Consider the following 13,904-nt stretch of genomic DNA (forward strand, 5'->3'; position numbering starts at 1 on the left):
AACATGGCAGTAAAATGGACAGCGGAACAGCAGAAAGTCATTGATGCGAGAGACCGGAATCTTCTGGTCAGCGCGGCGGCGGGTTCCGGAAAGACGGCGGTTCTGGTAGAGCGGATCCTTGCAATGGTGAAAGACCCTGTGCATCCAATCGACATTGACCAGCTTCTTGTCGTAACCTTTACGCGTGCGGCGGCAGGAGAAATGAAAGAGAGAATCGGCCGCGCTCTGCAGCAGAGCCTTGCGGAAAACCCGGAAAATGAGCATTTACAGCGGCAGCAGACCCTGCTTCACCATGCGCAGATCAGCACAATTCACGGTTTCTGTTCCTATGTGATAAAAAATTACTTTCAGATGATCGATCTCGATCCGGTGTACCGCATGGCGGATGAAGGGGAGATCCGTCTGATGAAAAGCGATGTGATCCAGAAGGTCATGGAAGAACGCTTTACGGAAAAGGAGTCTGCATTTACACGGTTTGTGGAGAGCTACGCGGCGGGAAAGCAGGATGACGGGCTCGATGCACTTGTGCTGAAACTGTATGAGTTTTCCATGAGCTATCCATGGCCGGAGCAGTGGCTCGAAGAGTGCCGGGCGGCGTACCAGATGGATTCACCGGAAGCAGTGCAGGAGAGTATCTGGGTACAGGAGCTGATGAGCGAGGCGAAAAAGCGGCTCTCGAGTATTCTGGAAGGGATTCAGGAAAACCGGAAAACAGCAGCAAGCTCTGGAGGACCGTATTTATATGATGAGGCGCTGGCTTCTGACCAGCAGATGGTGGAAGAACTGCTGGAAACAGAATCGTTTGATGAACTGGTGTGCGCGATGGCCGGAATGAAGTTTAAAGCACTTTCGCGGAAAAAGGCAGACGATGTGAGTGAAACGCTGAAAGATCAGGTAAAGGCGGAGCGCGATGCATGCAAAAAGGAGCTGCAGAAGTTAAAAGAGCAGTTCTTTGAGAAGGACAGCGCTGCGATTGCGGAGGAGATTGCCGACTGCCGGGAGCCCATCGGGGTGCTGATTGATCTGACGGAGCAGTTTGCAAAAGCGTTTGCGGAGAAAAAACGGAGCAAAAATATTCTCGATTATGCTGATCTGGAACACTTTGCGCTTGAAATTCTCGTGCAGCAAAAAGACGGCTGCCTGGTGCGGACCGATGCGGCGCGGGAGCTGTCGGAGCAGTTCCGGGAAATTATGATCGATGAGTACCAGGACAGTAACTTTATCCAGGAGGCGCTCCTCTCTGCCGTGTCCGGCGAGGAGGACGGCAGATGGAACCGGTTTATGGTCGGCGATATCAAGCAGAGTATCTATGGTTTCCGTTTGGCGCGGCCGGAGCTGTTTCTGGAAAAATATCACACGTATCAAAAAGAGGGAGAAAGTCAGCAGAGGATTGATCTCGACAAAAACTTTCGAAGCCGGCAGGAGGTGCTTGCGACGGCGAATTATGTATTCCGGAAACTCATGAGCCCGGAGCTCGGCGGCATTGCGTATGACGAGGCGGCGAGCCTCCATGCGGGTGCGGCGTTCCCGAAAAAAGAAGAGGGAAAGACGGATCCGTGGCAGACGGCATACGAAACGGAGCTTCTGCTGCTGGACGACCAGGCGCCGGAGCTGGAAGATGATAAATCCCGCGAGACGAAGATGGAAACGGAGGCGGCTGCCGTTGCGGCGCGCATCCGGGAAATGGTTGGAAATGAGGAAGTTGTGGATAAGGAGACCGGGGAATACCGGAAAATCCAGTACCGGGATATCGTCATTTTGCTCCGTGCGGTCAGCGGCTGGTCGGAGACGTTTTCGCGCGTACTGCAGGCGGCTGGAATTCCGGCTTACAGTACATCAAAAACGGGATACTTTTCCACGCAGGAAATTGTGACGGTGCTGAATTACCTGCATCTGTGTGACAATCCTTGTCAGGAAATTCCATTTACGGCCATTCTGCGTTCCCCCATCTGCGGATGCACAGACGCGGAGCTTGCGGCGGTGCGTTGTGTGGATAAAGAGGTAAAAATTTACGAGGCATGTGGAAAATATGCGGTGACTGGGGAAGATGAAGCGCTCAGGGAGAAACTTAGGAGGTTTCTTGCACAGCTTGAGACGCTGCGATGCCGCGTGCCGTATACGCCGATTCATGAGCTGATCACACAGATTCTCGAGGAGACGGGTTACGGTGGCTATGCATCTGCGATGCCGGGCGGTGTGCAGCGGCGGGCGAATCTGGAAATGCTGGTGGAAAAGGCGGTGGAATTTGAAGCGACGAGTTATCGTGGATTGTTCAACTTCATTCGTTATATCGAACAGCTGCAGAAGTATGAAGTGGACTTCGGAGAGGTGAATATTTACGGTGAGAGCGCAGATACCGTGCGCATCATGAGTATTCATAAGAGTAAAGGACTGGAGTTTCCGATTGTATTTCTCTCCGGTATGGGAAAATCGTTCAACCAGATGGACAGCCGTGCAGCACTGGTGCTGCATTCCCGGATGGGCATCGGCGCAGATGCGATCGATCCCGAACACCGCGTGCGCCAGGCGACACTGCCGCGGCAGATCATCCGCCAGAGCATGAAACTGGAAAATCTGGCGGAGGAGCTGCGTGTGCTCTACGTTGCGATGACACGCCCGAAGGAGAAGCTGATCATGACAGGCATGGCATCGAAGCTGGAGAGCCGTGTAAAACAGTGTGCGGCACATGCGGGACGGCAGGAAGAACTGCTGTCGTATCAAACCTTAAGCAGCGCATCCGGCTATCTTGACTGGATTCTCCCGGCTTTTTCACGAAATCGCTGTTTTGATGGGCTGTATGAGCAGTTCGGCCTTGCGGGAAATGAGGAAAATCCGCTGTATGCGGAGAAAATTCCGGTCACAATCCGTCTTGTATCACCGGCGGGACTTGTCGAGGGCGAGGTGCTGCATCAGATGGAGCGCGCGGTCAATGAACAGAAAATCATGGAAATTCCGAAACAGCCGTCGAGAAAAGAGACGCTGAAAGAGCTTGTGGAAGAACGGTTTGCATATCAGTATCCTTATGAGAATGAGAAACAGATTCCGGTAAAGGTAACGGTTTCCCAGCTGAAAAAGGCAGGGATGGAGGAATCGGAGATCGGAAAAGAGCTGTTTGTGCAGGAAGAACTCGTACCGATTGTGCCGGGCTTTATGAAAAAGGATCACGCTGAGGCCCTGACGGGAGCTGACCGCGGAACGGCGTACCACCGCCTGCTGGAATGTCTCGATTACCGCAGGGCGTACAGCATCAAAGAGCTGATGGCACAGACGGAGGAACTGATTGCAGAAGGAAAAATGACGAAAGAGGCAGTGGAATGCATTTATTTCAAATCTGTTCTGGCGTTCGCAAAGAGTCCGGTCGGAATGCGGATGCGGAATGCCTTTCTAAATGGAACCCTGAAGCGGGAGCAGCCGTTTGTGATGTCCGTTCCGGCAAGTGAGGCAGATCCGTCCTATCCGGAAGATGAAACCATTCTCGTGCAGGGAATCATTGACGCATGGTTCCCGGAGGGGGATGAGATTGTTCTTGTGGACTACAAAACGGATCGTGTGAGAGAAGCCGGGGAGCTGAAAAAGAGGTATGAAAAACAGCTCGCCTACTACCAGCAGGCACTGGAGCGGACGACAGGGAAGAAAGTGAAAGAGAAAATTATTTATTCGCTGGCACTGGATGAAGAGTTGGTATTGTAGGAAAAAACTACTAGAAAAAACAACTGTCAAAACAGGGATAAAGTATGATATCATAGTTGAGAAACAAACAGGTATTGAGAAATAAAGAGAAAAAAGGAGATTCAGCGATGATTCGAAAAATTGTTCAGATAGAGGAAGACAGATGTACAGGATGCGGGCTTTGTGCGCATGCCTGTCATGAAAGTGCGATTGCGATGGTTGACGGGAAGGCAAAGCTGATCCGGGATGACTACTGCGACGGATTCGGTGACTGCCTGCCGGTCTGTCCGGCAGATGCGATTTCGTTTGTGGAGCGGGAGGCGCTGCCGTATGATGAGGAGGCGGTAAAAGAGAACCAGCGGAAGGCAAAAGAGGCGGCCGGACAGGAGAATACCGGAGCAGGAAAAGCAGGTGAAAACAGCTGGGCGATTGACCGTGCAGATGCGCAGGAAAATTCTGCAGCAGTTCCGTCCCGGCTCCGCCAGTGGCCGGTGCAGATCAAGCTGGTGCAGGAGCGGGCTTCGATGTTTGCAGGAGCAGACCTTCTCGTTGCGGCGGATTGTACAGCGTATGCGTATGGAAACTTCCACCAGGATTTTATTCGGGATCATGTCGTTCTCGTAGGCTGTACAAAACTTGACGATATCGATTATTCCGAGAAACTTGCGCGGATTTTTATGTGCAATGATATTAAGAGTATCACGGTTGCACGCATGGAGGTTCCGTGCTGCGCAGGAATGGAGCGTGCCGTGAAGATGGCACTGAAAGAGAGTGGAAAGAAGATTCCGGTGAAAACCGTGGTGATTTCTACGGAGGGGGAAATTTTGTAGAAAATCAGATATAGTAATTAGCGTGTGCCCTTAAAAGTATTTTTACAATTGGTACATTCTGCTTTGTGGAATATGTAAGACGAAAAAAATGAAAAGCTCGGTAAGAGGTATTAGAAAAATGAGTATGACGAAGATACAAAAGGAGCTTCTTGGTGCGCTGATCGGTCTGGCCCGGTCGGTAGATGGAAGAGGAGAAGCAGCAAAAGGTGAATCGCAGGAGTTTTCCAGCGGTGACAGCAATGGTCACCGCCCGGACAAAGCCACGCATGAGATTCTGCTTGGCGGAATTTGTGCGGCAAATCCGGAAAAAGAGCTGAGGGAAGAAGAGGGGAAATCCTGGATTGTACGCGTGGAGGCAGAAAAGAACCGTCTGAATCCGGATTGCGCAGTGTGCAAGGGAAAATGCGGCAGAACAGATAACTATGATCTCGAAGAAATGGAGACAGATGAACCGTCGGATCGGGCACGAAAAGAGCAGATTCTTGCGGAATTGTTTCCGATGGCAGAAAAACTGCAGCAGCTTCGGAAAGAAACAAAAGAGCAAAACGAAGAATTGCAGGGGGCGGTTAATTTTTTGTATAAGGCATTGTTTGCGATTGGAAACTATGTCGGGGAAAAGAGTCTGCAGAGCGTGGTGCAGGAGATGAATAACCTTTTTGTTAAATTGGAAAATATATTAAAATAAGTAGAAAATAAGAAAAATCCTCTGTCCGGAGTGTATAAAAAACCCCGGAAACAGGGGATTTTTTGCGTTCTGCGCCAAGTGCATAAAACGTATTATCGCGTTTTCACAAAGTTTTGCAAAAGCAGACAAAATTGCAGACAGGCGCTTGCAACAGAAAAATGAATAGGTTATAACATTATAACAAGGTGGCAGGAGAACCAATACAAAGAAATGAGATCCTAGTGGCATATAAACAGAAAGAATACAGGGAAAAGATGAAAAGGGACGGAAGCGGGATGGAGAAGAAAAAATATATCCTTCTGGATGTTGGCGGAACGGAAATCAAAGGAAGTGTGTCGGACAGAAATGGAGTAAGAACAAAAATCCGGAAATTTCCAGCACAGGCGCAGAAGAGCACAGAGAAGATTCTGGACAATTTTGCAAAGATCTGCCGGGAACTGATGAGAGAAGCAGACGGAAGTGTTGTCGGAGTTGGGATGGCGATTCCGGGTCCGTTTGATTATGAAAATGGAATCAGCCGGATGCAGGGACTGAATAAGTACGATGCCATTTACGGGATTCCACTGGAAAGAGAAATCAAGGCGCGCGTGCCGGAACTTGGATCAGCACGATTTTTGTTTTTACATGACATTGAAGCATTTGCACTGGGAGAAAGCTGGTACGGAAACTGTCGTGATGCGGATAAAATTCTGTGCGTCTGCATCGGAACCGGCGCCGGGTCGGCTTTTGTAGAAAACGGGAAAACGGTGAAAACAGGAAAAGGTGTGCCGGAAAATGGATGGATTTATCAACAGCCGTTTGGAGATTCCATTTTGGACGATTATCTTTCTGTGCGCGGTCTGGAGCAGATTAGCCTGGCTGTGACAGGAAAAGTGTGGAGTGGAAAAGAATTGTATGGTCTGGTAAAAGCGGGAAACATGGAGGCAGAAGAAGTCTGGAGAAGATTTGGAGCAGATGTGGCGGCTGGCCTTCTTCCTGTGCTGGAGAAATATCATCCGGATCTGCTGCTTCTGGGCGGACAGATTGCAAAAAGTTTTTCCTGGTTTGGAAAAGAACTGGAAAGAGAGTGCGAGAAAAGAAAGATTCGGATTCAGATAGAAACGGAAACATCCGGCCGTGCCATGGAAGGCCTGTTGTCACAGTTTCCTGAAAAAACACAATAGAGCAAAAATATTTTCAGAAACAAAAATATAATGCTATGGAGAGAAAAGAAGAAGGAGAAACTGCAAAAATGGATAGAAATCCGGGAGCACCGCCGCTATATGCGCAGCTGGAACAGATTCTGAAACAGCAGATCGAATGCGGTACGTACAAAAAAGGAGATTTTCTGCCAACAGAAAAAGAGCTGATGGAAAAGTACGAGCTTTCGCGTGTGACAGTACGCCAGGCGATGGCGAATCTGGTACAGAGCGGTTACGCACGTGCACGGCGTGGCATCGGAACAGATGTTGTCTACGAGAAAGTCGAAGAGCAGATGGAAGGTGTCATCAGTTTCACGGAAGAAATGAAAAAGCATCATATCGAAATGCAGACAACATACTGCAAGATGGAACTGATAAGTCCCGGGGAAACGGTAGCAAGAAGTCTGCAGATTCCATTGACGGAGCCATGTTATTGCCTGAAACGTGTGAGGAATGCTGTGGGAAAACCCATGGTCTATACCATTACGTATCTGAAAAAAATCTGCGAACTGCCAACAGAGCCGGAGCCATACATGGAATCGCTGTATCAGTATCTGCGGGAGGAACATGGAATCTATATTGAATCCGGCCGGGATACGCTTGAGGCGGCACTTCCATCGGAAGAGGTGCAGAAAGCACTGAAAATTGATGCGCAGATGCCTATTTTTATCCGGACACGGCAGACATTCCGGAAGGGCGGCGAGGTTTTTGAATATTCGATCTGCTATTATCCGGGAAATCGTTATAAGTACACGGTGGAACTGTAAACATATGACATGTAAAAAAACGAAACCGGACAGAAGTGCGAAATCCGCCAGATGCGAAAGCGTTGAAACAAAGATGATAGGTCTGATCGGCGCAGGAAACACCCCAATGGATGGAAGAAAAATTAAGAAAAGGAAAAGAATCCAAATGAATTTAAAAAAGAAATATGGAAACTACGAATTACATCCGCAAATGAAAATCACAGGATATGAAAATGAAATCTGGGATGAAAAAAAGGAGATCATTGAAGAATTAAAACGGGCGGTTCAGGAAAAACAGAAAGAAAAGAAAACCTGTATTCTTTCCTTTGATCTGTACCCGGGTGTACGAAAAGAAGAAATAATGGAACTGGCCAATGCGCTGCAGCCAGACCGGATTTTTGATATCGAAGACTGTGCCAAAGACGAAGAAACGCTGTTAAGAGAATTTAAAGATTACATCACCGATGACCGTGTTTTCGGCATTATGTGTCATAAAACCATAGACACCTGGTTTGAGAGCGAAAAGCTGGAAACCATGAAAAAAGCAATTGAGACAGAACGTGCGGAAGAAAAAGATACAAACGGTGGTCTGATCGTGATCGTTGGTACAGCGGCAGAGCTTCTGACCGAGGCAGATCTACTTGTTTACTGCGATCTGACCCGCTGGGAAGTTCAGCTCCGCTATCGGAGCGGCATGCCAAACTGGCACAGTACCAATTATAATGATCCGATCCTGACGAAATATAAACGGGGATTTTTCATTGAATGGCGTCTGGCGGACCGCTATAAAAAAGAGCGGTATGAAAAATTCACGTATCTTCTGGATACGGAGAAAGAAAATGCACCGGTTCTTACAACGGGAAATGCCTTCCGAGGCGCACTGCAGCAGCTTGCCAGAAAGCCATTTCGTATGGAGCCGTATTTCGACCCTGGCGTATGGGGCGGTCAGTGGATGAAGGAAAACTTTGGTCTGGATGCATCGAAGGAAAATTTCGCGTGGAGCTTTGACGGAGTTCCGGAGGAAAACAGCCTGAATCTGGAAATCGGCGGAAAAGTCTTAAAAGTACCGGCACAGGATCTTGTCTTCTATGCGCCGCATGAACTGCTGGGTGAAAGAGTCCACGGCCGGTTCGGCGCAGAATTCCCGATCCGTTTTGACCTGCTGGATACGATGGGCGGTCAGAACCTTTCCCTGCAGGTACATCCGCTGACCGAATATATCTATGAAAAATTCGGCATGCCATATACGCAGGATGAGAGCTACTATCTTCTGGATGCCGATGAAGACGAGGAAACGTATGTATACCTCGGTCTCAAAGAAGGCGTGGATAAAAAAGAGATGGGGCGGGAACTTCGTGCAGCAGAAAAAGGAGAAGAACTTTTCCCAGCTGAAAAATATGTCAACAAAATTCCGGTCAAAAAACACGATCATGTGCTGATCCCGGCAGGAACGGTGCACTGTTCCGGCAAGAATACAATGGTACTGGAAATCAGCGCGACACCGTATATTTTTACCTTTAAGCTCTGGGACTGGGGCCGCCTTGGCATGGATGGACTGCCGCGTCCGATCCATCTCGACCACGGTATGAAAAATATCCAGTGGAACCGCGATACCAAATGGGTGTACGACAATATCGTCGGCCAGCAGAAAACGCTGGAAAAAACAGAAAACTGTGAAGTAGAGCGCACCGGACTGCACAGCCGCGAGTTTATCGACACAATCCGCTATACACTTTCCGGGCCGCACACCATCTCGATGGATGACACGGTTCATGTGATGAATCTTGTGGAGGGACGAAGTGCCCGCATCGAGAGCATGGATGGCAGCTTTGCACCGTTCACGGTACATTACGCAGAAACCGCCATCGTTCCTGCAGCGGTCGGAACATACCGGATTGTACCGGAAGAGGGCGAAATGATTAAAATGCTGGTGGCATCTGTGGGGTAAAGAGAGATAAAAATTTTGAGCAACATAGAACAGGAAAAGGAGAAATTATCATGACACACAAAATCAGAGAAGTCTACATCGTACATCATTCCCACACTGACGTGGGATACACCGATCTGCAGGAGCAGGTGATCTACAATCAGGCAAACAACATCCGCCGGGCAGTCGAACTGATTGAAAATGGAATCAAAAACAACACAACCCAGAAAGATCTGAAATGGAACTGTGAGACATGGTACTGCGTGGAGCAGTTCTTCAAAATGGCAACGGAGGAAGAAAAAGAAAAGTTTTTCGATCTGGTAAAAAAAGGAAACATCGGTCTGTCTGCCAATTATCTGAACTTTAATGATCTTGCCGACTGCAAATATCTGAAAGAAAAAATCCATACGATGCAGGAAATCTGCGGCGAAAAAGGAATCCAGATCAAAACAGCCATGATTGCAGATATTAATGGTATCTCCATGGGACAGCGCGATGCCCTGATCGAAAACGGAGTAGAATTTTTGTATACCAATATCCATACCCATCACGGCATGTATCCGCTGTATCAGAACCAGAAACCGTATTTCTGGGAAAATGAGAACGGACAGCGTCTGCTGGTATGGAATGGTGAGCATTATAACCTGGGAAATGCCCTCGGCATTGTTCTGAACAAAAATGTTAATTTTATGACGGAAAACTACTTCGGCAAAAAGAATGGTGATGTGACAGGACTTCTGGAAAATCTGCACACGAATCTGGCTGCGAGCATAAAGGAATATGAAGAAAACGGTTATCCGTACGATTTCTATATCACCAGTGTTTCCGGCGTTTTTTCGGATAATGCGCCGATCAACCCGGCCATTGCAGATACGGTTGCGCTGTTTAATGAAAAATATGGCGAAGAAGTCACCATGCATATGGTGACGCTTCAGGAATTGTATGACAAAATCCGGGATAAAGTGCAGGATGCACCAGTGTATCGGGGTGCCATCAATGACTGGTGGGGCAATGGCGTTGGAAGTACACCATATGCGGTAAAACATTACAAAGAAGCCGTACGACTGAACCATATCTGCGACCGACTGGAAGAAAAAACAGGGGTACATAACAAAGAACTGATTCAGGCATATGGCGATAATTCTCTTTTATATGCAGAGCACACCTGGGGTCATTCTGCTACGGTAACCAATCCGTATGATACCATGGTAACAAATCTGGATATGCGAAAAAACAGCTATGCTTCCAAGGCACATGAGGCCGCGGCAATGCGTAAAAATGAGCAGTGCCATAAACTGGGTGATATCCTGCGGTATTACAATCTGTCCGGCAAAGTGAAAGCTGTTTCCACAAGCCATCAAAAGAGAGTATTTCCGGTAGAATTTTACGTAGAAACTTTAAGTCTTTCTGCAGTTAAAGTAACCGATGACAAAACAAAACAGGAGATGGAGGTGCAGCTGTCTGCTCATCCGCGCGGAGTCCTGATAAGTTTTCTGGCAGAATTTGAGCCAATGGAAGAGAAAACGTTCACGTACGAAGAGCAGCCGGCTCCGTCCCAGACCCTGTTCACCAGAACTGCCTGGGTAGGCGCAGAGCGGGTGCGCGATATTGTGAACACGTACGATCCGGAAAGTTACAAACTGCCTTACGGTCTGGAAAACGATTTCTTTCAGATCAAATGGAAAGTCGGAGAGGGTATTACCTCCTTTTACAATAAAAAAGCAGAGGTTGAAATGTGCAAATCCGGTCTGGAAACGTTCTTCACGCCGGTTTATGAACGCACCGAAATACGGAAGGGGGTTTATGCGGAACGCAGTCTGATCGGAAGAAATATCCGCGGACTTCACGCAGAGCAGTATCAGGGTGACCTTACGGATGTGAAAATTCTGGATCACGGACCGGTGTTTACCAAAGTAGAACTGATCTTTACCCTAGAGGGAACGTATCACAGCAGTGTTGTGATCAAAATGTACCGTCATCTTCCGAAAATTGAGTTTTCTTACCGGGTAGCAAAAACATTAAGCGAGGATATCGAAAGCCTGTACCTTCCGTTATCGTTAAATCTTCCGAATGCGGAAGTGATGATCCAGAACGGAGGTGTTACCATGCGCCCTGGTATTGATCAGCTTCCTGGCACCAATATGGAATACTATATTGCGGATGAAGGGCTCGTTTACCGGACAAAAGATCAGACGATTATGGTTAATACTTTTGACACACCGTTACTTTACATGGGGGAGATGGAATCCCACCCAATCCTTCTGTGCGATAACAAAGAGGAGAATAATAAACGGCCGATTTACAGCTGGATTATGAATAACACATGGGAAACAAACTTCAAGATGGACCTGTCCGGATTCAGTGAGTTCCGTTATGGAGTGGAGATTGTGGAGCAGGGAACCGCAGAGAAAGATATGGAAAGCCTGTCAGATAATGACAAGGGTGTGGTTACCTTTATTTGCGGGTAATCATTGTTCCGCGGTTTTACGGCGGTGTCAGGCAATGAGGCCATGGCTGTCTGGCGGTAGTATGAAAAACAGCAGAAGATGAAAAAAGACAGCGGGGAGTATGACAATTAGACGAAAAAATCAGACTTTCCGCTGCTTTTTCGTTAAAAATGAAAACAGGCGAAAAAGTACTGCGTTAATATTAAGATGTTATGTGACTTAACACAAGAACACAGATTTTCTGTCTAAAAAATCAAAAGAAACAGAAGAATACTCCTCGATCTATACAAATTAGGACTGGAAAATAAGAATTTTAATATACAAAATAACGAAAAGGCTATTGACAATCTTTCTAAAGGATGTTAACATATAAAAACAAGTTAAGAAACAAATAGAGGGGCTGTTGGTAACATGGCAGAGAGAAAATCAGTATCCATGCAGGACCTGGCAGATAAGCTGGGCATCAGTAAAGTAACAGTTTCCAAGGCGCTGAACGGAAAAGACGGCGTGGGAGAAGAACTGAAAGAAAAGATTTTTGCGCTTGCGAGAGAATCCGGTTATGTCCTTCCGGACTACGGAAAACGGAAGAGCAAAAAAGTCGGTATCATCATGAGTCCGCGGTTCAGCTCCGGAGACGAAGGAAAATTTTATATGGCAATGTACGAGCGGATCATCTACGAGCTGCAGAGAGCATCCTGTTCGAGTATCATGATTTCTCCGACAACAGCAACACTCCCGTCGGACATGAACACGATACAGACCAGAGGGCTGTTCGACGGCCTGATCTTTCTTGGTATTCTCGATAAGGGTGTCCGGGAGCAGATTGCACAGATTGATCTCCCGAAGGTGTATGTGGACATCTACGATCAAACCCACAAATCCGATTCCGTCATCACCGAGAATATTTACAGCTCCTATGAGCTGACCAATTACCTGATCCAGCAGGGCCACACAGACATCGGATTTGTCGGAACCGTAGGAAGTACAACCAGTATTTCCGACCGATATCTCGGATATCTGCGGAGAATGCTGGAGGAGGGAATTTCCCCGAAAAATGAGTGGAGAATCCCGGACCGAAGCGATGAAGGCATTGCCATTCCGCTTTTGCTACCGGAGAAGCTGCCCACCGCATTTGTCTGTAACTGCGATGCCACCGCATTCAAATTAGTGCAGGCATTAAAAGAGCGTGGAATCTGCGTACCGGAGGATGTTTCCGTGACCGGTTTTGATGATTCCATTTATGCACAACTGTGCAGTCCGTCGCTCACCACGGTTGCGGTTGACACCGACGCGATTGCACGTCTTGCGGCAAAACGTATGATCAAACATATGAATGAACCGCAGAAAAAGAGCGGCGAGGTATACCGCATTCCCGGAAAGATTATTTACCGGGATTCCGTTTGTAAGATAAACGGATCAAGTGATAAGCCCGAGCAATCGGGAGAAGGAGGAAAAAATCTTGAGTAAACCAAGCAAAAAGAAAAAAGGACGCTGGACCAAGAATGACACGGAGCTGACCGTCATGGCGCTGCCGACCACCATCTGGTATATTCTGTTCTGCTTCCTGCCTATGTTCGGTCTGATCATTGCGTTCAAGAATTACAAAATCACCGGCGGAAAGAGTTTCATTTATAACCTGCTCCACAGTGACTGGGCCGGCTTCAAAAACTTTTCGTTCCTGATCAGATCCAACGACCTGTTCGTCATCCTGAGAAACACAATCCTGTATAACCTTGCATTTATCGTTCTTGGTATGGTATTTTCCGTAGGACTGGCTATCATGATCAGCCTGCTGCACAACAAAAGAGCGTCGAAGGTATATCAGACGATGATGTTCTTCCCATATTTCATGTCATGGGTTGTAGCTTCCTACTTCCTGGATGCATTCCTGAACCAGGACAACGGTCTGATCAACAGTATAATGAGAAATGCAGGCAAGGAACCGATTCAGTGGTACATGAGTGCCGGTGTATGGCCATTTATCCTGATCTTCATGTATCTGTGGAAATCTACCGGATACAACATGGTTATCTACCTGTCCAGCATTTCCGGTATTGATACCACACTGTACGAGGCAGCCGTTATGGACGGCGCCAATAAGAGACAGCAGGTATGGCACATTACCCTGCCTTGCTTAAAGAGTGTCATCATCATGATGTTCATCCTGAATGTCGGAAAGGTCTTCTACTCCGACTTCGGACTGTTCTTCCAGCTTTCTCAGGGAGCAAGCGGTTCGATCTTCAAAACGACAGCAACTATCGACACATATGTATACAACGCACTGCAGTCTTCCACTCCGATCGGAATGACTTCTGCGGCAACATTCTTCCAGTCTGTTGCATGCTGCATCACCATCCTTCTTGCCAATGCCATTGTGAAGAAGATTGATGAAGACAGCGCGATTATTTAAGGAGGTACA

The 13,904-nt window shown here is 47.7% G+C and carries 9 protein-coding genes; all 9 read left to right on the forward strand.

The annotated features are described in order from the left end of the window. The first annotated feature begins 3 nt into the window (after positions 1-3). The gene (gene addA / locus DWY63_RS13980) at positions 4-3,690 is read left to right on the forward strand and encodes a helicase-exonuclease AddAB subunit AddA (RefSeq protein WP_117761926.1); all 3,687 of its coding nucleotides are present in this window, start codon (positions 4-6) and stop codon (positions 3,688-3,690) included. Between the two features lie 107 nt (positions 3,691-3,797). Beyond that, a complete protein-coding gene (locus tag DWY63_RS13985; RefSeq protein ID WP_117761898.1) occupies positions 3,798-4,499 on the forward strand; it encodes an ATP-binding protein in 702 nt (233 codons plus the stop codon). Positions 4,500-4,617: 118 nt separating this feature from the next. Then, on the forward strand, positions 4,618-5,184 hold the full coding sequence (locus DWY63_RS13990) for a hypothetical protein (protein WP_117802468.1): 567 nt from the start codon (positions 4,618-4,620) through the stop codon (positions 5,182-5,184). A 275-nt stretch (positions 5,185-5,459) separates the two neighbouring features. Beyond that, on the forward strand, positions 5,460-6,347 hold the full coding sequence (locus DWY63_RS13995; RefSeq protein ID WP_117802495.1) for an ROK family protein: 888 nt from the start codon (positions 5,460-5,462) through the stop codon (positions 6,345-6,347). A 68-nt stretch (positions 6,348-6,415) separates the two neighbouring features. Next, positions 6,416-7,132, forward strand: coding sequence for a GntR family transcriptional regulator (locus DWY63_RS14000; protein ID WP_117761900.1), 717 nt, complete (start codon positions 6,416-6,418; stop codon positions 7,130-7,132). 145 nt (positions 7,133-7,277) lie between these two features. After that, positions 7,278-9,059 carry a class I mannose-6-phosphate isomerase gene (locus DWY63_RS14005; protein WP_117802496.1) on the forward strand — a complete coding sequence of 594 codons (1,782 nt, stop codon included), beginning with the start codon at positions 7,278-7,280 and terminating at the stop codon, positions 9,057-9,059. A gap of 50 nt (positions 9,060-9,109) precedes the next feature. After that, the gene (locus DWY63_RS14010; RefSeq protein ID WP_117802469.1) at positions 9,110-11,506 is read left to right on the forward strand and encodes a hypothetical protein; all 2,397 of its coding nucleotides are present in this window, start codon (positions 9,110-9,112) and stop codon (positions 11,504-11,506) included. 390 nt (positions 11,507-11,896) lie between these two features. Continuing rightward, a complete protein-coding gene (locus DWY63_RS14015; RefSeq protein ID WP_117802470.1) occupies positions 11,897-12,952 on the forward strand; it encodes a LacI family DNA-binding transcriptional regulator in 1,056 nt (351 codons plus the stop codon). Between the two features lie 55 nt (positions 12,953-13,007). After that, positions 13,008-13,895 carry an ABC transporter permease gene (locus DWY63_RS14020; protein ID WP_055265684.1) on the forward strand — a complete coding sequence of 296 codons (888 nt, stop codon included), beginning with the start codon at positions 13,008-13,010 and terminating at the stop codon, positions 13,893-13,895. Positions 13,896-13,904: the final 9 nt, after the last annotated feature.

Source organism: Blautia sp. AF26-2, assembly GCF_003460955.1.
Classification (GTDB): Bacteria; Bacillota; Clostridia; order Lachnospirales; family Lachnospiraceae; genus Fusicatenibacter; species Fusicatenibacter saccharivorans.

What these genes read in the sequence shown, in the direction of transcription:
- addA (WP_117761926.1), top strand. Translation starts at nt 4, where the DNA reads ATGGCAGTAAAATGGACAGCGGAACAGCAGAAAGTCATTGATGCGAGA.
- DWY63_RS14000 (WP_117761900.1), top strand. Translation starts at nt 6,416, where the DNA reads ATGGATAGAAATCCGGGAGCACCGCCGCTATATGCGCAGCTGGAACAG.
- DWY63_RS14005 (WP_117802496.1), top strand. Translation starts at nt 7,278, where the DNA reads ATGAATTTAAAAAAGAAATATGGAAACTACGAATTACATCCGCAAATG.
- DWY63_RS13990 (WP_117802468.1), top strand. Translation starts at nt 4,618, where the DNA reads ATGAGTATGACGAAGATACAAAAGGAGCTTCTTGGTGCGCTGATCGGT.
- DWY63_RS14010 (WP_117802469.1), top strand. Translation starts at nt 9,110, where the DNA reads ATGACACACAAAATCAGAGAAGTCTACATCGTACATCATTCCCACACT.
- DWY63_RS14015 (WP_117802470.1), top strand. Translation starts at nt 11,897, where the DNA reads ATGGCAGAGAGAAAATCAGTATCCATGCAGGACCTGGCAGATAAGCTG.
- DWY63_RS13985 (WP_117761898.1), top strand. Translation starts at nt 3,798, where the DNA reads ATGATTCGAAAAATTGTTCAGATAGAGGAAGACAGATGTACAGGATGC.
- DWY63_RS14020 (WP_055265684.1), top strand. Translation starts at nt 13,008, where the DNA reads ATGGCGCTGCCGACCACCATCTGGTATATTCTGTTCTGCTTCCTGCCT.
- DWY63_RS13995 (WP_117802495.1), top strand. Translation starts at nt 5,460, where the DNA reads ATGGAGAAGAAAAAATATATCCTTCTGGATGTTGGCGGAACGGAAATC.